The 25,343-nt window shown below is 45.5% G+C and carries 14 protein-coding genes and 2 pseudogenes; 5 read left to right on the top strand and 11 right to left on the bottom strand.

Features of this window, described 5'->3' with window-relative positions:
* Positions 1–364: 364 nt before the first annotated feature.
* Positions 365–1,645: a type IV pilus twitching motility protein PilT gene (locus D0A37_RS05585; protein ID WP_242722109.1), complete on the bottom strand. Its 1,281-nt coding sequence runs from the start codon at positions 1,643–1,645 to the stop codon at positions 365–367.
* 651 nt (positions 1,646–2,296) lie between these two features.
* Here D0A37_RS05585 and D0A37_RS05580 point away from each other — a divergent pair.
* Positions 2,297–3,466 (top strand): DUF58 domain-containing protein, encoded by a 1,170-nt coding sequence (locus tag D0A37_RS05580; RefSeq protein ID WP_242722106.1) that lies wholly within the window; start codon positions 2,297–2,299, stop codon positions 3,464–3,466.
* Between the two features lie 215 nt (positions 3,467–3,681).
* On the opposite strand, the gene minE is transcribed toward D0A37_RS05580, so the two are convergent.
* From minE to minC, 3 genes are all read right to left on the bottom strand, one after another.
* Positions 3,682–4,053 (bottom strand): cell division topological specificity factor MinE, encoded by a 372-nt coding sequence (gene minE, locus D0A37_RS05575; RefSeq protein ID WP_242722103.1) that lies wholly within the window; start codon positions 4,051–4,053, stop codon positions 3,682–3,684.
* Between the two features lie 220 nt (positions 4,054–4,273).
* Entirely contained in the window at positions 4,274–5,080 is an 807-nt protein-coding gene (gene minD / locus D0A37_RS05570; protein ID WP_242722100.1) for a septum site-determining protein MinD, read from the bottom strand.
* 413 nt (positions 5,081–5,493) lie between these two features.
* Positions 5,494–6,297, bottom strand: coding sequence for a septum site-determining protein MinC (minC, locus tag D0A37_RS05565; RefSeq protein WP_242722097.1), 804 nt, complete (start codon positions 6,295–6,297; stop codon positions 5,494–5,496).
* Between the two features lie 150 nt (positions 6,298–6,447).
* On the opposite strand from minC, the gene D0A37_RS05560 reads away from it, so the two are divergent.
* The 3 genes and pseudogenes from D0A37_RS05560 to D0A37_RS05550 all read left to right on the top strand — a co-directional run bounded on the left by D0A37_RS05560 (position 6,448) and on the right by D0A37_RS05550 (position 10,025).
* On the top strand, positions 6,448–7,377 hold the full coding sequence (locus tag D0A37_RS05560) for an ADP-ribosylglycohydrolase family protein (RefSeq protein WP_242722094.1): 930 nt from the start codon (positions 6,448–6,450) through the stop codon (positions 7,375–7,377).
* A gap of 102 nt (positions 7,378–7,479) precedes the next feature.
* A pseudogene (locus D0A37_RS05555) lies at positions 7,480–8,010 on the top strand (hypothetical protein).
* A 284-nt stretch (positions 8,011–8,294) separates the two neighbouring features.
* The gene (locus D0A37_RS05550) at positions 8,295–10,025 is read left to right on the top strand and encodes an NAD(P)H-quinone oxidoreductase subunit 4 (protein ID WP_242722091.1); all 1,731 of its coding nucleotides are present in this window, start codon (positions 8,295–8,297) and stop codon (positions 10,023–10,025) included.
* Between the two features lie 67 nt (positions 10,026–10,092).
* Here the strand turns inward: D0A37_RS05550 and D0A37_RS05545 are convergent, their stop codons facing one another.
* The 4 genes from D0A37_RS05545 to D0A37_RS05530 form a co-directional block, all read right to left on the bottom strand.
* A complete protein-coding gene (locus D0A37_RS05545; protein ID WP_242722088.1) occupies positions 10,093–11,736 on the bottom strand; it encodes an NB-ARC domain-containing protein in 1,644 nt (547 codons plus the stop codon).
* Positions 11,737–12,171: 435 nt separating this feature from the next.
* Positions 12,172–14,136, bottom strand: a complete 1,965-nt coding sequence (locus D0A37_RS05540) for an ABC transporter ATP-binding protein/permease (RefSeq protein ID WP_242722085.1) — start codon at positions 14,134–14,136, stop codon at positions 12,172–12,174.
* Between the two features lie 221 nt (positions 14,137–14,357).
* Complete coding sequence (locus tag D0A37_RS05535; RefSeq protein WP_242722082.1) at positions 14,358–15,197, bottom strand: DUF1361 domain-containing protein; 840 nt, start codon at positions 15,195–15,197, stop codon at positions 14,358–14,360.
* A gap of 394 nt (positions 15,198–15,591) precedes the next feature.
* Positions 15,592–19,869, bottom strand: a complete 4,278-nt coding sequence (locus tag D0A37_RS05530; protein ID WP_242722079.1) for a PAS domain S-box protein — start codon at positions 19,867–19,869, stop codon at positions 15,592–15,594.
* Between the two features lie 453 nt (positions 19,870–20,322).
* Here D0A37_RS05530 and D0A37_RS05525 point away from each other — a divergent pair.
* A pseudogene (locus D0A37_RS05525) lies at positions 20,323–21,689 on the top strand (TldD/PmbA family protein).
* A gap of 255 nt (positions 21,690–21,944) precedes the next feature.
* Here D0A37_RS05525 and D0A37_RS05520 read toward each other — a convergent pair.
* The 3 genes from D0A37_RS05520 to D0A37_RS05510 all read right to left on the bottom strand — a co-directional run bounded on the left by D0A37_RS05520 (position 21,945) and on the right by D0A37_RS05510 (position 25,343).
* A complete protein-coding gene (locus D0A37_RS05520) occupies positions 21,945–23,336 on the bottom strand; it encodes a sensor histidine kinase (protein WP_242722076.1) in 1,392 nt (463 codons plus the stop codon).
* 157 nt (positions 23,337–23,493) lie between these two features.
* Complete coding sequence (locus D0A37_RS05515) at positions 23,494–24,828, bottom strand: hybrid sensor histidine kinase/response regulator (RefSeq protein ID WP_242722073.1); 1,335 nt, start codon at positions 24,826–24,828, stop codon at positions 23,494–23,496.
* Positions 24,829–24,971: 143 nt separating this feature from the next.
* On the bottom strand, positions 24,972–25,343 hold the full coding sequence (locus tag D0A37_RS05510; RefSeq protein WP_242722069.1) for a response regulator: 372 nt from the start codon (positions 25,341–25,343) through the stop codon (positions 24,972–24,974).

Below are 25,343 nucleotides of genomic sequence, written 5' to 3'. Positions count from 1 at the left end.
ATATCGGCAAAGTCGGAATGTTCTCTGTCGAAAATTTGTCACTACAACTATATACTTAAAGTGCTCTGTTTTGGCAATACTCCGAACATATCTTTACTATTTCTTTGCAATTACCTACGAGTTTTCACGTAATTTTAAAGTTTATGTAAAGTAGGGTCTACGTTTAAAAAACTTAACAATACACTCGATATGGATTAGAGCATTTTACTATTTAATTAAAATGTATTTTTTGTTACTCAATAGAGTGGGGTTTTAAGTAAAAATACGCACAAAAGCCTTAACCAAATATTTCCGTCTGCGGAAAATCTTGTTACTTGATGGGTGGGGTAGTCCTGCTGTGCCTACCCCTGTATATGTGCTGCTACTAGGCGCGAACAATGCGTTCTTTTTTGCTACCTTCAAAGCCGCGAGCGTCCCCAACATCGTAGCCTCCTGTTCGCAAGCGACGGTCTAAATCGCTGGCTTCGGGAGAAGTTTTTGCTGCTTCTTCGATCGTCACTCTGCCTTCAAGCACCAGTTTGTAAAGACCCTGGTTGATAATCTGCATTCCTTCGTAAGTATCATGTTCCATTAATCGGAAAGCTTCATCATCAGCACCTTTCATCAAGTAATCGTGCATGGCAGGTGTATTCACCAAAATATCGTGAACTGCTACCCGACGGTTATCAACTGTTGGCAGCAAAAGTTGGGCAATTACCGCTACTAAAGTATCGCAAATTTGAATCCGCATCGCCTGTTGTTCCTCGGGCGGGTAGAGGTTCAACAACCGATTAATAGCGTTAATGGCGCTGCGAGTGTGGAGAGTTCCCAATACTAAGTGACCAGTTTGAGCTGCTTGCAACGCTGTATTGATGGTAACGCGATCGCGCATTTCCCCGATTAGAATTACATCGGGATCTTCACGCAAAACTGCGCGCAAAGCCTGCTGAAACTCATGGGTATGCAAGCCGACTTCTCGCTGGCTGACCAAGCATTTTTTAGAGGGGTGAATGAATTCGATCGGGTCTTCAATTGTAACTACGTGCTTTTGCTCCATCTGATTGAGATGGTCAATCATCGCAGCTACGGTTGTCGATTTCCCCGAACCGGTAGGCCCAGTAACCAATATTAATCCCTGCGATCGCAAAATGATACTTTTGAAAACTTCTGGCAACCTCAAGGAATCGATAGTAGGTATTTCCAAACTGATCAACCGCAATACCATCGCACCGCCGCTGAGGGAATCAAAACAGTTTAGCCGACACCGCACGAAGCCAGGGTAAAAAATTGCTGAATCTAATTCCTTGGTAGTTGCAAACTGTTTTCGCTGTTCCGGGGTGAGAATTTCGGCTAGGTACTGTTCAAAAATTTCTGGCGTTACTTTAGGGTGGGTAGTTGCTACTTGCATCACGCCCCGAATCCGAAATCGAGGTACTTGGCCGACTCGAATGTGAATGTCGGAAGCCGATGCACTATGGGCATCTCTGACCATTTGTTCGATCGTACTGACGGGTGTCTCGACAGGCCGCTGCTGAGCCGGGGGGGGCGCACTCGGCGCGGGTGCAGGAGGCGGCGCGGGAGTTGCAGCCAAGGGCGGGGGCGGGGGCGGTGTTCGGCGGGCTTGAGCCTCTGGTCGAAGGGGTGTACGATTGTTTAATGGGTTCATTTTTTGGTCTCCAGTTAGCCTATTTTAGATTTTAGATTTTAGATTTTAGATTGACTCCAGAGATTAATCGGGGAGCAGGAACTAGAGTCTAAAATTTGGGGATCGACCCTGACTGAGTGTCGGGGGCTTGTATCCGTTTTTGGGCGGGGTCAATGTGATTTATTGCGACAAAATGCCCGATTTCTAATCTTATCGCTCGCAGCTAATTCGGTGTTAAATGCTGAGAATATTTTACAATTAGGCTTGATGGGGCGATCGAGTAATTAACACTTTAAACTCCTGTCAGTAACTCAGGGCTAAAGCTACTGAGCTTGTAAGAGAGATCAAGCAAGCTGTACTGACCCGCCTAAGTCTTAGCTGACTACGCTATTTAGGTCATAACACCGGTGAATGCGACGCTAGTTTTCCGCTCTGTTGTTTACAGTTAAACAGTTTTAAAGTCCCTGAAACAGTGCTGTAAGCCGAACAAGCCTTTATAACATTGGCCAAGCGAACATTACCCCGAAAGGGAGATTGAGGTAGCCATACCTCACCGGAGAGGCAACCATACCTCTCCAACCCCGAAAGGGGATTCAAGGCGATTGAAATCGCCGGGTCGTTTTCCTCTCAGGACTAAAGTCTCGCTCGTTTCCCACTTACCGAACTTTTTTTATGAACATCGGTCACAAAATCGCCGACTGGCTCGAAAATCGAGCTGTCACCCCCGCCTACGCGGGTTGGCTGCTCTTGGGAATGACGGTTTTCTTTTTTGGGTCTGCGACTAATACAATGTCTGGGTGGCTATATGTGCTCAGCGGTGGGGGTTTGGCGCTGTTGGGAGTAGCGGCAGTTTTGCCGGGAAAATCGCTCCGTTCCTTGGAAGTCCGTCGCCGCCCGATCGAACCGGTGAGTGCGGGCGATCAAATCACCGTTGAACTAGAAATCGAAAATCGCGCCCGCCAACCGAAGACTCTGTTACAAGTCATAGACATCTTGCCGTTTGTATTGGGAGAACCCGTCGCCCGTCCCATCGAAGTCATAGAGCCTAACAGTATATACAGGGATACATACTATCTAGAAGTCCGGCAGCGCGGGGTCTATCGGTGGCAAGAGGTAAACTTGAGGACGGCAGCACCTTTAGGGTTGTTTTGGTGCCGACGCAGCCGCCCAGTCAAAGCGGTGGCGGTTGTCTATCCACAAGTTTTGCCCTTGAGCACTTGCCCTTTGATCGATCGCATCGGTCAAGAAGACAGCCCGCAATTTTACAATCGTAGTCGATCGCAAACTGCTACCGAAGGCCTCACCCGCAACCTGAGACCTTACCGCCACGGAGACCCCACCCGCCTAATTCACTGGCGCACCAGCGCCCGCTACGGAGAACTGCGGGTAAGAGAGTTAGAAGTTGCAGCCGGCGGTCAAGAAATTATTATTGCTCTCGACAGCGCTGCGACGTGGCAAGCAGAAGAATTTGAACGAGCCGTGACAGTTGCTGCGTCTCTTTACTTCTATGCTAGCAAGCGCCTGTTAAACGTCAAACTTTGGACTGCCCGGACTGGACTCGTATCGGGGAACCGGGTAGTTTTGGAAACTTTAGCGGCGGTTAATGCTGGGGAAGATGCGGTTGAGAATCGGCCGAAATTGCCGATAATTTGGCTGACTCAAAACTCTGCAGCTTTAAGCACTCTTTCCCTAGGCAGCCGCTGGGTACTTTGGCCGAGTGCCACTGCTGAAACAGGCGAAAAAATGTTAGTCAAACATGAGTTACCCGGTTTAGAAATTCGCTCCGACCGACCATTAGAACTTCAGTTACAAGCTCCTCTGGAAAGAGCGATTAGTTATTAACATAGTCCACGCCAGCTCCTCTGGAAAAAGCGATTAGTTATAAAGATTAACTTCAGGAGTTTTTAGGCATCCGAAACTTTTTCCCTTTTAAATCACGTATTTTGGGCGGCCTAAGAGTGCCCACCACAAGATTTTAATTGTAGAGAGATAGTTGAATTTTAATAGTGATCGAGCCTCCTCGAACTCTTTGCCTGACAATAAAATCTCAATCCCTATCACTCGCTAGTGTCGGGGAGAATTTCGACTACATACTCCGGTACATATTCGGATCGATTCTCGGGCCGATTCGGGGGCAAATTCTGGGGCAAATTCTCCGGTGGATGTTCGAGCCTGACTCGCCGGATCGGGAGATTTGCAATCAGTGCTGTGGCCCGCTGGTCGCTCTCCAGCGAGAACTCAGACCCGGTGGTATCGATTTCCACGTAGCGAGATACCACCTCTAGAATTTCTCGGCGCATCGACTCAACCATTTCTGGGCTGAGTTCTGAGCGATCGTGGGCTAGAACCAGTTTGAGGCGCCGTTTTACCTCGTCGCGGCTGTTGTCAGGGGTGCGCGGGAAAAGTCGTTCGAGAAGTGTATATAGCATGGGTCTGGCGGGTTTGTCAAGGATTAGACATAGAAAAGGTCATACCATTTTCGATTTTCGATTTTCGATTTTCGATTGGGGAATCACTCATTCCCTAAGGGTTTGGAGTTGACATACAGTTTCATTTTTTTGGGGAACTGGTATCACTCGGGGAAAATCTTGACCAGTTTTTGTGATGCACTTGCTGCGGTTGAAAACCGATCGCCCATATTGCAGCACATCACATAATTTTAGTATTTAAGAACTTGCGGAGGCGAGTAAAGAAGTTTTCCCGACGGGGATTGAGATCTAGAAATTCAACTTTTTCGCCTTCTAAGCGGCGGGCAATATTGTCGAAGGCAGTTCCAGCTAAAGAGGCCGTTTCCGACAATACTAATGGTTCGCCTCGGTTGGTGGAAACGATGACGCGCTCGTCGTCGGGAACGACGCCTAACAGCGGAATGGCAAGGATTTCCCGCACGTCTTGTACCGACATCATATCATTTGCCAGCACCATTGCGGGTCTGATCCGGTTGACGATCAGGTTGATTTTCTTGACGTTGTTGGCTTCCAGCAGGCCGATGACTCGATCGGCATCGCGGACAGCAGCGATTTCGGGAGTAGTAACAATTATCCCTTCTTGAGCCGGGGCGATCGCATTTTGAAAACCTTGTTCAATTCCAGCAGGAGAGTCGATCAAAATATAGTCGTACTTTGCTCCCAACATCCCCACAAGCTGCTTCATTTGCTGGGCGCTGATGGCATCTTTCATCCGAGTTTGGGCAGCCGGCAACAGCACCAAGCGCGGCTGCCGCTTATCTTTCACCAAAGCTTGCTCTAATCGGCACTCTCCGGCGAGAACTTCTAATGCCGTATAAACAATGCGATTTTCTAAGCCCAGCAGCAAGTCTAAATTTCTGAGACCGAAATCGGCATCAATTACGGCAACGTTACGCCCCCGCTTAGCTAAAGCCATGCCGAGATTGGCTGTGGAGGTGGTTTTTCCTACCCCGCCTTTCCCTGATGTAACAACAATAATGCGAGCCATAAGCGATTTTAGATTTATTGGGAATTGAGAATTGGTGATTGGTAATTGGTAATGGCTAAGTGGTAATTGGTCTTATTGTTAATTGATAATTGGGAATTATTCTTTGGTAATTAGCAGCAATCGGTTATTCAGGGAATTAAAGCAGATGCCACGTTTATGAAGGACACCGCGCGATCGCTCTATCCCCGCCGTAGGGACACTGCGAAAGCCTTTGTCCCTACTTGATAAACTCACAACTCTCCTTGTTCTACTAATTCTCTATGAATTTGCACTTAATTTTTAAATCGTCCTTTAGTGACTGATTTAGTCAAGGCAAAAATTATCAAGTGCAGGGTTAAAGAGAAATAGTATTACCCATTACCCCTTACCAATTCCCCATTACCCATTACTAATGACCAATTATCAATTATCGATTACTCATTACCCCCGACTAACTGCGATTTGTCAAAATCAGAGGCTCTGCCGATCCTAATCCCTTGAGGCGTCACATAGGCGACTTCCGGGAAAAACTGAGCGGGTGAGGTTTCTGGGCCTCTGGCAACATACTTAGCAATCCTAATCACCATCGGTTCCATCTGCAAGGTCATAATCACGCTTTTGGTATTGCCACCGGCACCGGCGTGCACGACTCCCCGCAAACGGCCCCAAACTAGGATATCGCCTCCGGCGATGACTGAGCCGCCGGGATTTACGTCTCCCAAAAGTACGACGGTGCCCGGATGGCGAATTTCTACGCCCGATCGCACTGTCATCTGCAAATATAAAGGTTCCGCCAGGGATTGCGGTTTTTCGGCTGAGGCTTTATTCAGGGAAGAAACCGGAGGCTGCTGTTCTACACAATAGCCGGCCGTAGCAGCAGCAACGGCGGTTTGGCGGCGACTGGTGTGGACTCGTTTGAGTTGCAGTTCCACTTCGGAGAGGGCATCGGCGATTTCTTGTAGTTGGCGGATATCTAAAAGTCGATCGTTCCCCATCAATTGTACTTCTGCGTTTGGCTGCCAAAAGCGTTCTCCCGCATTCAGCCTGACTTTTAGCTGCTGCCAAAGTTCAGTCCAAGTCGAGGCCGCGGCTGTTGCGGGTTCGCTATTGGTTTCTGGGGGGAGTAGCAACAGTAGCTTTCCATCTTCGGTTTTGAGTCGGACTTGCAGCTCTAAGCTGACTTCGGGTGTTGATTCAGTGGCGGCAGCAGCGGCTCCGGGGGAGGCATCGGGTGTCATGGGACAGTTTGATATCGGGTAGGGACAGGTTAACATCAATATTAGCTCGATTGTTGACTGTTAACTGTTGACTGTTGACTGTTAACTGTTGACTGTTAACTGTTGTTATTTGTTACCAATTCCCAATTTCCAATTCCCAATTCCCAATTTATGCAGCAAATAGAACGTTATCGCGGTAGTCTTCTGGGTTTGGCAGTTGGTGATGCTTTGGGTACAACTTTAGAGTTCCATCGCCCCGGAACATTTACACCTATTAACGATATGATTGGCGGCGGCCCGTTTCAACTGCAACCAGGGCAGTGGACTGATGATACTTCGATGGCGCTTTGTTTGGCTGAAAGTTTGATTGAAAAACAAGGTTTCGATCCAGTCCATCAGTTAGAAACATATTTGCGGTGGAAGCGAGATGGACATTTGAGCAGCACTGGTGAATGTTTTGATATTGGCAATACGGTTCAACAAGCACTTTTGCAGTTTGAAGATACAAACAAGCCTTATTGCGGTTCTACGGATGCTTGGGCTGCTGGAAATGGTTCGATTATGCGTTTGGCTCCCGTGCCTTTGTTTTATGCTAAAAATCCTTTGGAACTCATAGAAAAATCGGGAGAAAGTTCGAGAACTACTCACGGTGCTGCTACTTGTGTGGATGCTTGCCGCTATTTTGGTGCTTTAATTGCGGGGGCGGTGAATGGAGTTGCTAAAGATGTGTTGCTTTCGGAAAGATATTGTCCCATTTCGGGATATTGGGCCGCAAATCCGCTGGTGGCAGAGATTGATGAGATTGCGGCGGGTTCTTTTAAACTGCGACAACCTCCTGAAATTCAGGGTACGGGTTATGTTGTCAAGTCTTTGGAGGCGGCACTTTGGGCTTTTTACAACAGTTCTTCTTTTGCTGAAGGCTGTTTGTTGGCTGTGAATTTGGGCGATGATGCGGATACAACTGGTGCGGTTTACGGACAGTTGGCGGGGGCTTTTTACGGAGAATCTGGTATACCGGAAAAATGGCGATCGCAATTAGTCGATCGTACTTTAATTGCATCTTTTGGCGATCGGCTTTTGACTCTATCTAGAGCGCTCTGAATACTTCTATCAGTTTTCAACCTTCTTTGTTTTTACAATGACTCGCAACTTGAGTTAATATAGATAAATTTACACAAACATTGCTGGTTGAGGGTTAATACAATGGTACTCGAAGCCCAGTCTATCAAAGCCAAACCAACCGTCACTTGGGAACCCCTACCAGCTAACTTCGTATTACCGGACGAGCCGGTGGAAAATACTCAACAACCTTCTCTCGCCGCTGCTCTCACCGATGCACTGGGAGCTGCAGGACTTATTCAGTCAGAAATGCTGATTAGCTCTAATTTGGGGCTAGTCGCAACTATCAATAAAAACATTGTCGTCAAAGCTCCAGACTGGTTTTATGTGCCGCAAGTACATCCTCTAGCAGAGGGGGTAATTCGCCGTAGTTATACTCCTCATACTGATGGTGCTAATGTGGCGATCGTGATGGAGTTTCTCTCGGAAGCATAGCAAACCATGAACTGGCTGCGTTGGTGGGATGATGGAGGTAATTTGTTGCTGTGGAGTTCAGAACAAGCTGAGCAAGAAAGGCAAAGGGCTGACCAGGAAAGGCAAAGGGCTGACCAGGAAAGGCAAAGGGCTGAACGATTGGCGGCTAAGTTGCGCGAATTGGGAGTTAATCCAGATTGAACGCTGATTGAAAGCTAATTTACGATCGCCCTTAATAGACAGGGCTTACGCAACCATCTACCAGAATACGCTCAACCCCAGCCAGATTGCACCTACAAAACGCTATATTTTGTTGTGCATAAGTCCTGAATCGAAAATCAAAAATCAATTGACGTGTGTAGCAATTCGTGATATTGTTCTCAGCATTTGTCTCGATATAAAAAATATTTATGAATAAATCTTAAGTTTTAATAAAATTTAGTATTATAATTTTGGTAACTTCCAACTAAGTATTTATTCTCACTATGGTAGCGGATCAATTTCCTTGGCTGACCGCAATTGTCATCCTACCCCTCCTCGCTTCCCTCGCCATCCCTTTTCTGCCGGATACCGACGGCAAAACCATTCGCTGGTATGCCCTAGGCGTAGGCATTGCAGATTTTGTATTAATGTGCTGGGTGTTTTGGACTCATTACGATCCAAGCATCTCTAGTTTCCAAATCGTAGAACAATATCCCTGGATACCTTCTTTAGGCCTCAACTGGTCTGTTTCCGTTGACGGACTGTCAGTTCCGTTGGTACTGTTGGCGGGATTGGTGACGACACTATCAATCTTTGCAGCCTGGGAAGTTGATCGCAAGCCACGACTCTTCTACTTCCTAATGCTGGTGATGTACTCCGCACAAATAGGAGTTTTCGTCGCCCAAGACATCATGTTGCTGTTCATTGTCTGGGAACTAGAACTAATTCCGGTGTACCTCCTCATCTCAATTTGGGGCGGACAAAACCGTCGCTACGCAGCTACCAAATTCTTGATTTACACCGCAGGCGCTTCCATCTTTATTTTGATAGCTGCCTTAGCAATGGCATTCTACGGCGGAGGCACCCCCACCTTCGACATGGTAGAACTTGGCTTGAAGGACTACCCACTGGGTTTAGAATTACTGCTTTATGCGGGATTGTTCATTGCTTTCGGCGTGAAACTGGCGATTTTCCCCTTCCACACTTGGCTACCTGATGCCCACGGTGAAGCATCTTCTCCTGTGTCGATGATTCTGGCAGGTGTATTGCTGAAAATGGGCGGATACGGACTGATTCGCCTGAATTTGGAACTTCTTCCTCAAGCACACGTTTACTTTGCACCGATTATGGCGGTGCTCGGCGTGGTCAACATTATCTACGGCGCGCTGAATTCCTTCGGCCAATCGAACATGAAGCGCCGCTTAGCGAATTCGTCGATTTCTCACATGGGATTCGTGTTGTTGGGTATTGCTTCCTTCACGGATTTGGGAATCAACGGGGCGCTGTTGCAAATGATTTCCCACGGTTTAATCGCCTCAGTATTGTTTTTCCTGGCTGGCGTTACTTACGATCGCACCCATACAATGATCATGGACGAGATGGGCGAGATTGGGAAAGTCATGCCGAAAGTGTTTGCCTTGTTTACCGTAGGCGCGATGGCATCTTTGGCACTCCCGGGAATGAGCGGTTTTGCTAGCGAACTTTCGGTATTTGTCGGTGTAGCAACTAGCGATATCTACAGCGATTCTTTCCGCGCAGCGATTGTGTTCCTGTCGGCGGTTGGAGTGATTTTGACACCGATTTATTTGCTCTCGATGCTGCGACAGTTATTTTACAACTGTGGGACACTAGCGGCTTGCGACCTTGAGGATCTCAATTTGCAGAATCAGAGAAACAATCTGGATGAAGCGGTTTGTTTTGGTAATAGTTGCGTTTTGCCTGGTGAGGCACCGTTTATTGATGCTAAACCTCGGGAAGTGGCGATCGCATTTTGCTTTTTGATACCGATTGTCGGCATTGGTTTTTATCCCAACATGGCGATGCAAGTCTACGACGCGAAGACTGTGGCGGTGAACGCAGAAGTCCGCCAATCTTACATCCAAATCGCTCAAGACAATCCTCGGATTTATGCGAATCAACTTTTGGTTCCCAAAATTGCCCAAGCTCAAAAATCGCCTGCTTTGGACAAAATTACAGGGTCTGAATCTGCATCGGTTTTTGGCATTGTCAAATAATTTTATCGAATTCTGTTTGTGTTAAAAATTGGGCGATCGCTTTTGGCAAAGGGCGATCGCTTTTTTCTTATCGCTGAATTTCTGAAATAATCTGCGCCAGATTCTCCCTAGCATATCCCACCTCAAGAATCGATTTATCCTCCAGATCCGAGGCAACTTTCTTCAAGATATTTAGCGGTTGTTCAGAGCCTGTGGTCTTCACAAACAAAACTTTCAACCGATTTTTAACTAATTCTAAAATAGCTCGGCTTCTCGCCTCTTTACCTCCTTTGCTTTTAGGAATATTGATGCTCAATTTGTGAGTTTTCAACAGCCCCATTCTTTCTATTCCTTGCGTTTTAACCGTCTCCAGAACCTCGGCTCGAATCTGAGCGACTAATCGGTCGGTCACATATTGCACGATCAAAGGCTGAAGCATAAAAACAGTTTCCCCGCCCTCACTAATTTTTTCAATCAGCGAGCGACGACTCAGAGAATCAAGATTTTTTAGCAAATCTGAAAGCGATGAATTGACCAAAATCTGCTCTCGTAAAGTTGCCAGGGAAATCTGGCTTTGAGCAATAGCCATCCAGTAGGCAATATCTTGCTCTGAACTCGACATTCGATCGAACTGCTGCGCCAGCAAATTGCTGATATGTTCTTCAATAAATAACGCCGTTGCTTCCAAAAACTTTAAAACATTTCCCTCGAAAAACTCGTTAATTGTGGTAGCTACAATCTTTAATGCTAACAGATTGCCTCCGTAGCGGGATAACAAGATTTCCAACTCTTGATCTTGAGGCGACAAACCTTTTTCTTGGAAAATTTCCCGGACTATTTCCGAGGAAATAGCAGGCTTTAAAGATCGCACTTTTTCTCCCGCCAACAAAGCCAGTTCCGTAGGTTCTTCCGAACTAACGAGTACCAAACAACTATTGTGATTGACCTCACAGAGCCGCACAATTAAATCTCGATATCCTTCGCAGCCTTCGCGGTAGTGTCCCGCTAATTCTTCGGGTCTGAGAACCGCCTCAAAATCGTCTAAAATTACCAGACAGCGGTGTTTCCGCAGATACTCGACCAATCGCGAAATTTTGCTGTTGAGGTCGATCTGCACATCGGGTTGTTGTTGGTTATAAAAAAGTTGAATTAAGCTTCCTATGAAGTCAGATGGTGCGGGTGTCGATCGCAGCGATCGCCAAATCACAAAATCAAACTCATTCTGTACCTGTTTTGCCAACTGCACCGACAGAGTTGTTTTGCCGCTACCAGCCAAACCCAGCAGCGCTACCAGGCGACAATTATCTGATACAGTCCACTGCTTTAAAGTAGTTAATTCTTCAGTCCGTCCGTAAAAAACCGAAACATCCGGTGCTTGGCCCCAATCTTCCTGTCGCTGTCCGTTAGCGAAGCCCTCGGAGACGATCGCCATCTTCAATAGAGAGCTTTTACCTCGACTAAAATCGCTCGTTCCCTGATCGGTGTGGTATGAGAACAGCAACTGATGCCTCAATTCCGAAAGCTTTCCAGGGCCGTTCCCCCCGATCTGAAACTTTTTGTAAACTTCGCCGAGTCTTTTGCGAACGGCGATGTCGCTAATGCCAAGCTTTGTGGCGATCGTCGCTGTAGAGTGACCGTCGAGAGCCATAAACACAGTTTCTAACTCGGCATCTGTGACGCCACGCTGTTTGGCGATCGTTTGCACAAAGTTTTGAGGAATCGGAGTAGTCAAGGTAGGAATCTCGCCTATACTAAAAAAATCTATCTTCTATTATATTGTGTGAGTTCTCGCGGGCGAGCAATTGAATCGAATTTGCAAACGTTCAGCTTGCTTTTTGCTGTTTGGACAATTTTAGATATTTATACCCGGTTATCGATTGTGATATCAGTTTAAACAAAAAATGCAACTGTAGGCCCGCGCTCCAAACCCATACATAATCAGTCATTACCAATTTTTCAATTCTTTAATTTTTTAATCTAAAAGGGTATGAGGAAACGGGAATAGATCGGCATTAATTGTTACTGTGTTTCTACCCGTAGAACCTATTGTCGGGTGGGTGGAGGCGCGGCGATTAATCTTTTGAACCAAACGATACATCCAACCGCGCCACCACTCACCGCCAACCAACAACCGGGTAAATTCACAATTCTTGAAAGCAGGGCTGTATCAGCCAAAAACCTTCGCACTATCTCGGTATTCTTCCGTCGAAACCAGCCGCCAACTTCCATCGCCCAAAAGTTCCAAAACCTGCTGGTGATATTGCAACAAACTCATTCTGTGGCCGACACTCACAAACGTAGTTTTAGTCGCTTGCAACTGCTCGTATAAATGTTGCTCGTTCTTCAAATCCAAAGCACTTGTCGCCTCATCCAAAATAGCGTATTTCGGTTCCGTCAATAACAATCTAGCAAAAGCTAAACGTTGCTGTTCTCCCAGCGACAAAATCTCACGCCAATCTAAATCCGCCTCAAAACCGCCCAATCTGTCTGGTAAATCTGCTAAGTTTACTGATGCCAAAACGCGACGCAATTTTTCCTCATCAACCTCGCTGCTGCTGTTGGGATACAAAAGTTGCGATCGCAAACTACCCAAAATCATATAAGGACGCTGCGGCAAAAACAGCATTTCCCCCAATTCCGGCCGCGCCAAACGGCCCGTTCCCGACTCCCACAAACCCGCAATTGCCCGCAGCAAAGAACTCTTCCCAGCACCGCTTTGTCCGACAATTAACAGTCCTTCACCGGGCGACACTGCTACCGACAAATCCCTAATCAAAGTCTTTTGATGTTTCGGAGTATCTAAGGTGACGTGTTCCAGTAACAACTGGGAATCTATAACTGTATCAATTGTTCTGACTTCGACTTCAACTGGAGTTCCTTCATTTTTCAAAGACTCATTGAACGTAGCTAGACGATTAATCCCCGCTGCAAATAAACTCAAAGTTTCAATCTTGTAGACCACCAAAGAAAAGGCTTCTAAAACCTGACGAAAAGCAAATTCAGCTTGAGTAATATCGCCGTATCTGATCTCACCTGCAAAGTAGATAGAAGCCAGAAATAAAGAGGGGATAATATAAGTTGCATACTTATAGCTGTATGTAAAATATTGCAGATTTCGCTGCCAGCCAATGAGTAAATTAAAGTTGCGAACTGCTTCTGAGAATCGGTTTTTTACTTGAACAGATTCCTGCGCTTCTCCCCGGTAAAAAGCAATTGATTCTGCATTGTCCCGAATGTGAACTAATCCATAGCGAAAGTCAGCTTCTTTGCGGAGCTGATTGAAGTTCAAAACTATCAATCTCTTGCCAAAAATTACCATTACTACCGTCCCAAAGACAGCATAAATGATTAGTCCTATCGAAAGACCCTTAGAAATAGACCACAGAATACCCGTAAAAGAAATAACATCAATAACTGCTCCCAACATCAGCAGCAAAAAATCTAAACTCGTGCTAGTGAAGGATTTGATATCTTCAGCGATTCGCTGGTCGGGATTGTCGATTTCCTTCTGAGAATTTACTTCGTAATAAGCGCGGTTTTGAAAATATCTATCCAGGAAACTATCCGTCATCCACTCTCGCCAAAATAGTCCCAGTTTATCTTGGGTATATCGGTAGATAACTACCATAGGAGTACCGATGATGAAAACTCCAGCATAAACCCACATAAACCGCCAAAAAGTGTTCTGATCTTTTTCAGCAAGTGATGTCGTAAAAAAGTTACCTATGTAGCTAATTACTACGTTAATCCCGCTAACTGATAGCGACAAAAATAGCAGCAGAGCTAACATTATCCACTGCTTCCAGCGCGGTATCAACTTGCTTCTGAAAAAGATAAAAGCAGCCAGCGGGAGGATTAGCATTAAACCAACGATCGCAATTGTCGGTGAGTAGATAATCCCTTTAATCAAAGTAGCTAAGCCAGCAGCGACCCCGTTAAAAGCCTCTGGGAAAAAGACTTGAGCACCCAAACTGACAACACTGACAGCCACAAACATCGCCGCGAACAGAAATATCAACAACAGCGTCACTAATCCCAAAAAGATTCGGCCGCCCCCAGGCTCTAAAGGATAAAAGTAAGGCTGAGCGATCGCAATAAATCTCTCCCACAACTGACGGTCAAATCGATTCATCTTTGCTTTTTACAGAACTACTTCGACTGTTCTAACATATCAAGTCTTGTGACCAACTGCAGCAGTAATTTATTTCGGAGTTGACCTAAAAAAAAATTCTCTCCCACAGACGGAAACTTGTTTTCCGAGTTAACTGGTGGAGATAAAAAATTGGGGAGCTTAGTTCAAGCTCTTAGATTCCTCTGTTGAATCAATTCTTTAATCTCAAATTTCAAAGCGCTCTAGCTCGAAGAAGTTGCGCTATCGCCGGCCAATTCCGACTGCGATTTGCTGCTGTAAAACCGCTGGCTAATTCCTAAAATTACTTGTTTCATTACCCAATACAAAACAGCAATTACTACAAAGGTTACAGCCATTACTAAAACCGGACGCTTGCCAATTAAATCGTTCATTACTGTGTTAACCAGCGCATCGGGGTTAGTCAGAATGTCCCAAGTGTTGAAGCGGATAAATCGCCCTAAATAAATTCCGATCGCCGAAAGTGCGTGTATAGTTATCTCCGTTGCCAGGATAAATTTACTCAAACCCTGTTGCTTCAAATAGTAACCCACATTCATCACCGACAGCACGTAAGCCCCAAACCCGGCTAGCATAAACGTCAGATACTGCGGGATCAAAGCTAGAGTCACAATCCACACCGAGTGCCCCTCTTTAATCTGGCGAATCAGGTGAATGATATCAGTTAAAACGTAGGGCGCATTGGGTAAAAATGCGATAAACCAGAAAAAGCCGACCCACCACCGGAGAGAGCGAACTCCGCGCTGCCGCAGTACCCAGATGTCTAAAGCCATCAGTGCCAGCGTAATCGCGATCGCCCCCAAAACGTAAGTTTTGCCCACATCTTGCACTATGTGCTTCAGATAGGCAAAAACAGGGCGCGTACTGGACAAAAAAGTAGCGCCCAGGAGAAAGCCCGTACCCCACAGCAGCCAGCGCGATCGAGGTTTGCGGAATAGCCAAAAACTCAGGCCCAGCGGTACTAAAGCCAAAAACAAATTCCAAGACATCCACCGGACATTATGTCCCATTGCTTGCAGCGCTTCCAGGATTAATCCCATCATGTCAATTTTTATACAGTTAAAGGTTTGATGCAGCACCGCTTAATTCGCAGCTTCAATCTATCTTAGTCGTTAACTTGTAGGGTGCGTCAGCTTATGACTCCAGACGCCACGCCTGAAAATCAGAAACTGCTAATACTTGTAGGGTGCGTCAGCTTATGACTCCACGCCCCCGCCTGAAAATCTAAAATCGACTGACGCACTCTACCACTATGGAGTTAATTCTTTAATCTAAAATCTAAAATCTAAAACCGACTGAGGCACTCTAGCGGTGTGGAGTGAATTCTTTAATATAAAATCTAAAATCTAAAATCGACTGACGCACTCTACCACTGTGGAGTCAATTCTAAAATCTAAAATCTAAAATCTAAAATCTAAAATCGACTGTCGCACTCTACTATTTAGACAGTTTGTGGATCGGAATCTCAATCTTAAAAGTCGTTCCGCATCCTATGGACGAAATACACTCAATCTTGCCGTTGTGCTTTTCCACCACAATCGAGTGCGCGATCGACATTCCCAACCCCGTACCTTTCCCCACAGCTTTTGTAGTAAAAAACGGATTAAAAATTCGATCGACTATCCCCTGCGGAATGCCCGTACCGTTGTCCGAAATTTCCACCATCACTGTGTTATGGGCCGTTACACCAGTGCAAATAACAATCCGGCCACTCTTTGTATCGGCTTCCGGAACGGATAACTTTTGATATCGTTCTTCAATAGCATCAATTCCATTAGCAAGGATATTCATAAACACCTGATTCAGTTGGCTCGCATAGCACTCCACCAGCGGCAGTTTCCCAAACTCCTTAATTACTTCAATTTCCGGGCGGCTGTCGTGACTCTTCAAGCGGTGCTGCAAAATTAACAAAGTGCTGTCAATTCCCGCGTGAATATCGACCGGCTTCATTGCCGATTCGTCCAGTCGCGAGAAATTTCTGAGGGACAACACAATTTGCCGGATGCGCTCGGTTCCTACCTGCATCGATCCCACAACTTTTCTTAAATCCCCAGCCATGAAATCCAACTCTATCTCTTGAATGCGATCGACAATTTTTGAATTAGGTTCGGGATACTCGTGTTCGTAAAGACTCACCAGATCAAGCAACTGTTTTGTATACTGGTTGAGATAATCAATATTAGCATAAATGAAGTTAACTGGATTATTAATCTCGTGAGCAATCCCGGCAACTAATTGCCCCAAAGAAGACATTTTTTCAGTTTGAATGAGCTGAGTTTGAGTAGAGCGCAATTCCCGCAGCGCTGACTCTAAATCTTGAGCTTTTTCTCTTTCTCTTCCCTCGCTTTGCTGCAGTGCTTCTTCTGCTTGCTTGCGAGTCGTAATATCCTGGCAAAATCCAATTATTACCTTAGCCTGACCCTCAGCATTCCTGCTAAAAATACTATCCCGACTTTGCAGCCACAAAAATTCACCATTTATTGCCCGCATCCGGTAATCAATTTCTCTAATTTCGCCATCTTCAACTCCTACAAAGCTCGCGTGATGTTTTATAATTCTCGGCAAATCTTCGGCGTGTATTAACTGAGGCATCACTGACGAATCCATCGCTTTAATGTCTTCAGATGTATAGCCCAAAAGTCCGAGAAGTGAAGTATTAGCGTAGATATTTCGCTGTTCTTCCAAGTCGTAGAGATACAAAATACCGGGAGTAGCATCGGCTACTTTTTGAATAAACTGCTGGCTTTCTTGCAACGCTAATTCAGCTTGTTTGCGATCGGTAACATCAACCGCGATTCCGTCCCAAGTAATATCGCCGTTTTCTTTAGCTTCAGGACGCGAAATTATCTGAAACCATCGAATTTTGCCGGAAGGTAGCACGAACCGTCCTTCCCAGTGCCAAGGTTGCAAAGTTTGGGCTGAAATAGCAACAGATTCGTCATGATTTTGGCGGTCATCGGAATGAATTAAATCTGTTATTAAAGCCGCATTTTGCAGAACAGCTTCTGCTTCTCGCTCAAACATTTCTCGGCAAGCCGGACTAATGTAAGGGAAACTGAAAGAGCTATCTGTACGCAATACAAATTGATAAATTACTCCCGGTACATTACCCGACAGCTTTTGGAATCTTGCCTCGCTTTCCCGTAGTGCTTCCTCTGCTTGTTTGCGCTCCGTAATGTCAGTAATTGAACCAACCATGCGGACGGCTTTTCCAGATGCGTCCCACAAAGCTTGTCCCCGACTCAATATCCATTTGTAGGCGCTGTTGTAGCACCACAAGCGGTATTCGGTGATGTAATGCGGCGTTTTTCTCTCCAAGTGTTCTTGAAGAATTTGCTGAGAAATCGCTAAATCATCGGGATGTAAACTCGTATTCCATTTGTTATTGTAATCGCTAATGTCACTATCTTCGTAACCAGTGATTTCCTTAAAGCGCTCCGACACAAAAAGTTCCCCTGTTTGCAAGTTCCAGTCCCAAATACCGTCATTGTTGCCTTTGAGTGCTAACTGCCAGCGTTCTTCAGTTTGCATCAATTGAGCAGTTCTCTGTTTGACTCTATTTTCTAGTTCTTGATTGAGCTGTTTGAGACTTTCTTCTGCCTGGTTGCGTTCGATCGCAATTCCGGCTAAATTAATAATCGCTTCTATCAATTGCAGCTCAAAACTTTGGGGGCTGCGCGGTTGGGAATAATACATTCCAAAAGTTCCCAAAACTTGACCCTGAGATGAGAAAATAGGAGTAGACAAGCAAGCTCTCAGTCCAAAACTCAAGGCTAAATCTCGAAAATTTTCCCACAAAGGATCGCTGGCAATATCTGTAACGATCACCTGTTGGCGACTAAAGGCAGCAGTGCCACAGGAACCGACATCCGGGCCGATGGCTATGCCATGAATAGCAGCATTGTAACTGTCGGGCAAACTGGGCCCGGCTCCGTGTAGTAAATGTTCGCCATCTGGAGCTAGAAGCAATATCGAACCGAGGACATCTCTAGATTGCTGCTCGATAATTTCAACTAAGGTATTTAAAGTATTGCCAAGAGGAGCGCCCTTAGCAATCATTTCTAAAATTTGTTTTTGACCGCTCAACCAATTTTCAGCTTGCTTGCGCTCCGTAATGTCGCGGGCAACCCACAGAACCGTGTTTTCTTTCATTGGCGAAATGGTAGCGGCAAACCACGTTTGTACGCTGCCAATTTCCAAGTTATATTCAAAAGTACAGGTTTGATTTGTAGCGAGGGCGAGGCGAATTTGCTCCAGAAAAGATTCTGCCATTTCTGGATAGAATAAATCGCTGATTTTTTGACCGACAAGTTCTGCAGGCGGTTTGGATAAAAGTCCGGGATTTGTCGGGGCAATTTTTAGGTAGCGTCCCTCAATATCAATCACCAAAATTACGTCGTTCATGGCAGCGAACAAAGCTCGAAGTTCCGCTTCTGAAGCTTGCAGGGCGATTTCAGCTTGTTTGCGATCGCTAATATCCGTCCCGATACAAAGCAGTCCTGCTACATTTCCCTTCGCATCTAGTAAAGGTTTATTTGTCCACGCTATCCACACCCTTTCTCCATTGCTGCGGATGTTTTCATTTTCGTTTTGGAAGTATTTTTGCGACTGTGCCAAACAGTCTCGAATCTTTGTCGCGAGGTCACTTTCAAATAAATCTGTTTTCGGTATAATTGTGCCGATCGCACTTTTGCCGATGATTTCTGCTTCTGAATACCCGAAAAAAGCTTCAGCAAACTCGTTAAAAAAAGTAATCTTGCCTTCACTGTCTAACTGCACAATCATGCTGTTAGCATTCTCAACTAATTGCCGATACTTAACTTCGCTGGAACGCAGTTCCACACGACCGTACACCCAGCTAAAAACCGCCACCCCGCTCAAAAGTGCCAGCAAGTCGCCTCCAAAGAGCAGCCACCCCCGAAATGGCGAATTGGCAGGCCATCCTCCCGCCGGAATTGCTGCCAACTGCCAGGAACCGTTGGGCACAGTCACTTCCAGCATCACGGGATTGTGCTGAAAAATTGAGCCATCACCGAAAAACACGGTGCCGGATGCTCCAGTCCCGTCTTTGCCCCGCAGAGCGTATTGCAGCTTCGCTGAGGAGTCGTTGAGTCCTGCTTCCTCAATCAGGGAATTTTTGTCGATGATCAGACCTGTCAAGCCCCAGTAAACTCCTGTTTCGGGTTCGGCACCCGAGGGTGTGAGAAAAATGGGCGATCGGCTGATGAAAGTCTCGTCCCCCTCCAATAATTTCACGGGCCCGGCAAGCAAAGTTTTTCTGGTTCGGATGACCTCTTGCACCATTTGCCGCTGTTCGGGTAGCGCCGTCAAGTCAACCCCGATCACCGCTTCATTTCCCTCCCGTGGATAAATGTAAGCGACCGTCGTGCCTTTAACTAAAGTTATGGCGCGAATGCCCGGTTGCTGTGATACCAGAATTCTCGCCGTCGCTGTAAACTCAGCTTCGGTGATGTTTGGGTTGTTGGAAAGGTAAGCCCCCAAACCCCGCATCAAAAACAGGCGGGAATTCAAAGATCCTTCCAGCTTAGAACGGACTGTGCTGAGTTGATCGAGGGTGCTAGCGCGGTTGTAGTGAAAAAACCGCCGCTGTTCTGAGCGATCTAAAATGCCAACTCCGACCAAAATTGCTATTGATGCCGAAATAGCTGCTAAATACGGTGAAATTTGGAATTTTTTAACCTTAAAGTATTCCATCTGCCGGGGGTTAAGGTATTTTTTTACGTCTTTAGATAGATTTAGTTTAGTTCGATTTCTTTCAGCAAACCCAAGATTTTCGGCATACCGCTCTTTTCGCAAGCGGGCGCGAGTTTGTTGTGTTCTAGGGCGCCCGCCGAACGCGGGCGATCGGCAAGCCTCTCATCATTGAATTCTATGGAAAAAGTTTTAAATCTACAATCGACTGACCGAAAGTAATGTGGTCATAAGCCCCCGGATTCATTCCTTCGCACACTCAGGACGCAATCAATCTAAAATCTAAAATCTAAAATCTAAAATGGGTTGACTCGCCATTGATCGGGTAGGGCGGGCCATGCTGCGGCACCACAGCGGTGGGGCAGCGCGCACCCGAAAGACGGGAGTTATTAGCTAAAATAAGGTTAGCAATAATTTTTTTCAGCGCTACGGTTAATCATTCATAGGGGCAATTTGATGCAAGAACAGTTGATGGAAGCGATCGCACCTTACCGCGATCGTGTGGATTATCTGGAAGTTCGCCTCGAACAAAGCGAGTCAACTGCGATTAGTTTTCGCGGCCCTCAGTTAGATGCTGTCAACCGCAGTTTTAGTCTCGCCGGCGGCATCCGCGCCTGTCACAAAGGCGGCTGGAGTTTTGTAACTTTTAACGGTTTAGCTGAGTTAAAAGACCGCATTGAAGAAGCTGTCGTTCAGTCTCGTTTGGTTGGCAGCGAAAAAACTTTACTAGCAGATGTCACCCCGATTCAAGATTATGTAGCGGTGGAATTGGGCCGTGACCCGCGCTCTATTACTCTAGCCGAAAAGCGGAAATTGCTCGAATCTTACAACCAGTTGCTGTTAGATTATGACCCGCGAATTCAGACGACAATGGCCGGTTACAGTGACAGATTTGGGATTACTTATTTTGTGAATTCTCAAGGTACTTGCATCGCTCAAGAGCGCTTGGACGTGACGGGGCGTTTCGGGGCGATCGCCCGCGGCGAGGGCGGTGTCGTCCGCCAAGGGTTTGAGTCGATTCACTCGCGATCGGATTACGATGTGTTGACAAATATTGAAGATCGTGTTAAAAGTGCGGCCGTTCGAGCTGTAGGCCAACTAGAGGCAAAATCGGTGAAAGGCGGTCAGTATCCGGTGATTTTAGACCCTTATTTGTCGGGGTATTTATTCACGAAGCTTTCGGTCATTTGTCGGAAGCAGATGGTATTTACGAAAACCCGAAAATGCAGGAATTGTTGACTTTGGGCAAGCCGGTGGCGATCGAACAATTGAATGTAATAGACGACGCAACTGTGCCGGGATTGCCGGGAACTTTGAAATACGACGACGAAGGTGTGCCGGCTCAGTGCAAGCATTTAATTAAAAATGGAGTTTTAGCGGCTCGGATGCACAATCGCGAGACGGCGGGCAAAATGGGCGAAAGTCCGACGGGAAATGCCCGAGCTCTGAGCGCTACTTTTATGCCTTTGGTGCGGATGACTAATACTGCGATCGAGTCTGGCGAACATTCTTTTGACGAAATGGTTGCCGACATTGACGAAGGAGTGTATGCAGTGCGGATGTTGGGAGGACAAACCAACGGCGAAATGTTTACCTTTGCGGCGGCTCAAGGGTTCATGATTCGCGACGGCAAATTGGCCGAACCGGTCAGCGATGTCACTTTAAGTGGCAATGTATTTCAGACGTTAAAGGATATTGAGTCGATAGGAAACGACTCGCTTTATGCCTACGGCGGTTGTGGTAAAGGCGGTCAGAGCGGTTTACCCGTAAGTGTCGGCGGCCCCCATTTGCGGATTAAAAATGTCGTCGTCGGAGGAAGATAATTATTAGTCATTAGTCATTAATTATTAGTTCAAAACTTACGCAACTGGTTAAGGTGAAGGCGTGTTCATGCCCTCACCCCTCACCTTAACCAGTCCGGGACACTGACAAGTTGACCAACGACTCAAAATCTACTATCAAGGGCTTCAGCTAGGTCCTTCGGTGTTTGGGAGAATTCAGAAATTACAGAGAAATTGGGGAAGTGCGATCGCGATTATAGACTTTACCAGACTTTGTGGATTTTTTTTTAATTCCCCTTAAGTTGCCTTCATCTCTATCCGATTATTCTGCGTAATCGGAATCTCAATCACAAATTCTGCACCTTGATCTGGCTGCGAAAAACACTTCAAATCTCCGCCGTGCTTCTCCACCACAATCTGATAGCTGATCGATAATCCCAAGCCAGTGCCATCACCCACAGGTTTAGTTGTGAAGAAAGGATTAAACAGCCGTGTTTCCACATCGCTCGTCATCCCTGGCCCATTATCTTTAAAACTAATTCTTACCCAATCGCGATTCAGCATAGAAGTACGAATCGTAATCGTCCTAGGCTCTATTTTAATTGGCTCCGGGCTGCCTTTTTTATCATAGTGATTCAAGGCATAAATGCCATTGCTCAGGAGGTTCATAAATACCTGATTCAACTGACAGGCATAACATTCTATTTGTGGCAAATCTCCGTATTCTTTAATAACTTGAATAGACGAAGAATTCGGCTTAGCCTTGAGCTGACTCTGCAAAATTACTAGAGAGCTGTCGATTCCCTCATGAATATTAACGGGTTTCATCTCAGCTTCGTCGAGGCGCGAAAAGTTCCGCAACGTCAGCACAATCTGACGGATACGTTCTGCCCCCAATTTCATCGAAGACAGCATTTTAGGCATATCCTCTTTGATAAATTCCAGCTCTATTTGCTCAATTAAAGCTTCGATTTCCGGGTATTTATGGGCATCGTGCTGCTGGTAAAGCGTGATTAAACTCAATAGCTGATGAGTGTAATCCGTGACATAAGTTAAGTTACCATAGATGAAGTTAACGGGATTATTGATTTCGTGGGCAATACCGGAAATTAGTTGTCCTAAGCTAGACATTTTCTCAGTCTGAATAAGCTGAGATTGGGTGCGCTGTAAATTTTGCAGTGCCAGTTCTAGTTGGATGGCTTTTTCTCGCTCTCGCGCCTCCGATTGCCGCAATTTCTCCTCTCTTTCATTGCGGGAGCGCTCGTTGTCCTTTAGCTGTTGCACATGGCATAAAGTTTTGTTAATTGTAATTTCTAAATCCTGAAAATTTATAGGCTTAATTAGAAAGTCAAATGCCCCGCCATTCATTGCCTTTCTGATATTTCCCAAGTCGCCATAGGCAGATATAACTACTGTTTTGACCAGAGTAACTAGCTCGTTAAGTTCCGCTAGCAAAGCCATACCATCCATGACGGGCATATTAATGTCTGTCAGGATAATATCTATATCCGGCTGCTCTCGCAACGTTGAAAGTGCTTCTACGCCATTGTGTGCAAAAAAAACTTGGTATTCTCCTGTGCGGATCTTTTTTCTAAATTTCTGGCAAATTAAAGATTCTAAATCTGGCTCGTCATCCACAAATAATATTTTTCCTGACATATTGCAAGTTTTTTCGGTCGTAGGCAACATTTTTTTTACCCCCTTGATTGATTAACTTATTCGGAGTAATATTTATATAGTTTAAATTCAATTATAGATTATTTCAGGAATAGTAATAAAAAGTTAATTTCTGCAATGGCAAACCGGATGGCTGGAATAGGCTTTGAGTTGGGGAAAAGTCGATGGATTAGCTAAGGTGGAGTTTCCCCCTAGTTGGTCTGATTGGAATTTCAATCCAGAACTCTGTTCCCTGCCCCACCTCTGAAAAACACTTCAATGCGCCCCCATGCTTCTCCAGTACAATTTGGTAGCTTATATAGAGGCCCAAACCAGTACCCTCACCTACAGGCTTAGTAGTAAAAAATGGTTCAAAAATACGGTCTTTCACGTCTGCCGTTATTCCCGGCCCATTGTCCCGAATTTGAATGACGACACGGGATTTGTCCTCTAGCAGAAAAGTGCGAATAGTAATGGCGAGCGGGCCAGCGAGGATGTCATCTAGTGACCGTTGTTTGTTGTACTCATTCAAAGCATCAATCGCATTAGAAATGATGTTGATAAACACCTGGTTGAGTTCTCCAGCATAGCATTCCACTAAAGGCAGATTGCTGTACTCCTCGATCACTTGAATCTCTGGACGCGCTGCCCTTGCTTGAAATCGATTATGCAAAATCAGCAGGCTGCTTTTTATACCCTCGTGAATGTCAACCGACTTTATGTTAGCTTCATCCAGTCTTGAGAAGTTACGCAAAGACAAAATAATCTTCTGAATGCGGTCAACACCCCCTTTCATCGACACCATAATTTGAGGTAAATCTACTATCATAAATTCCAAATCTATGGCTTCGATTTCAGCTTGAATCTCATAATTGGGAGGGGTGTACTGCTGATAGAGATGCAGCAGGTGCAGTAGGTCTTGAATATAATCACTGACGTGGCTGATATTGCCGTAGATAAAGTTGACGGGGTTGTTGATTTCATGGGCAATCCCCGCAACCACTTGACCCAAAGAAGACATTTTTGCGGTCTGAATCAGTTGAGCTTGGGTCTTTTTTAGGTCTTGCATACAGTTCTGTAAATGCTGAGCTTCTTCTCTAGCGCGAGCTTCTGACTCCCGCAAGCGCTGATTTTCTTTTAACTGTTGCACCTCGCGCAGCGTTTTGTTGAGGGTAATTTCTAGATCCTGAAAGTCTATCGGCTTGGTTAGAAAGTCAAAGGCACCGAAGTTCATCGCATTTCTTATATTTTTCATGTCGCTATAGGCTGATATAACTATTGTTTTGAGGGAGACGTTTATCTGATTAATTTTAGAGAGTAAAGTCAGACCATCCATTTCAGGCATATTAAGGTCGGTCACTACTATATCTAGATCCGGGTGTTCTTTCAATTTTTCCAGCGCTTGTACGCCATTGTGGGCAAAAAAAAGCTGCCATTCTTCCGCCCTGATCTTTTTTCTAAATTTCTGAGAAATTAGAGATTCTAAATCGGGTTCATCATCCACAAACAGTATTTTTGCTGACATATTAATTTTTTAGTTCCAATAAAAAAATACAAATTTAGCGCTCTAGAAGGACAGAAGTAAAATGCAATCGAGTAGTTTTCAATCGAGTGAGGGACTGCTTTCACTTAGCACTTAGCAATTAGCAAATATGTTTCCTTGTGAATTTACTGCAAGTTGATTATTTTAATTTTGAGGGAATCAAAATTTACCGGCTTAGTAATATAGTCATCAGCTCCGTAAGCTATTGCTGTTTGATAATTTTTCTCATCTCCATAAGCGGTGATCATAAAAACTTTTAAATCGGGAAACTTTTCTTTGAGAATCCTGAGCAGTTCCAACCCATTCATTCCTGGCATATTAATATCTGATAAAATCAAGACAATAGACGCTTCTTCCTGGTTTTCTAAGTAGTTCAAAGCTGCCTCTGCTGACAGACAAAAATGAAATTGAATTTGCCCTGCTTTGATTTCTTTCCTGAATTTCTGCTTGAACAGTGACTGAATATCTTCCTCGTCGTCTACCACCATTACTTTCAT

This window comes from Microcoleus vaginatus HSN003, from assembly GCF_022701255.1.
Lineage (GTDB): Bacteria > Cyanobacteriota > Cyanobacteriia > Cyanobacteriales > Microcoleaceae > Microcoleus > Microcoleus vaginatus_B.
This window is presented reverse-complemented; position numbering and strand designations above follow the sequence as displayed.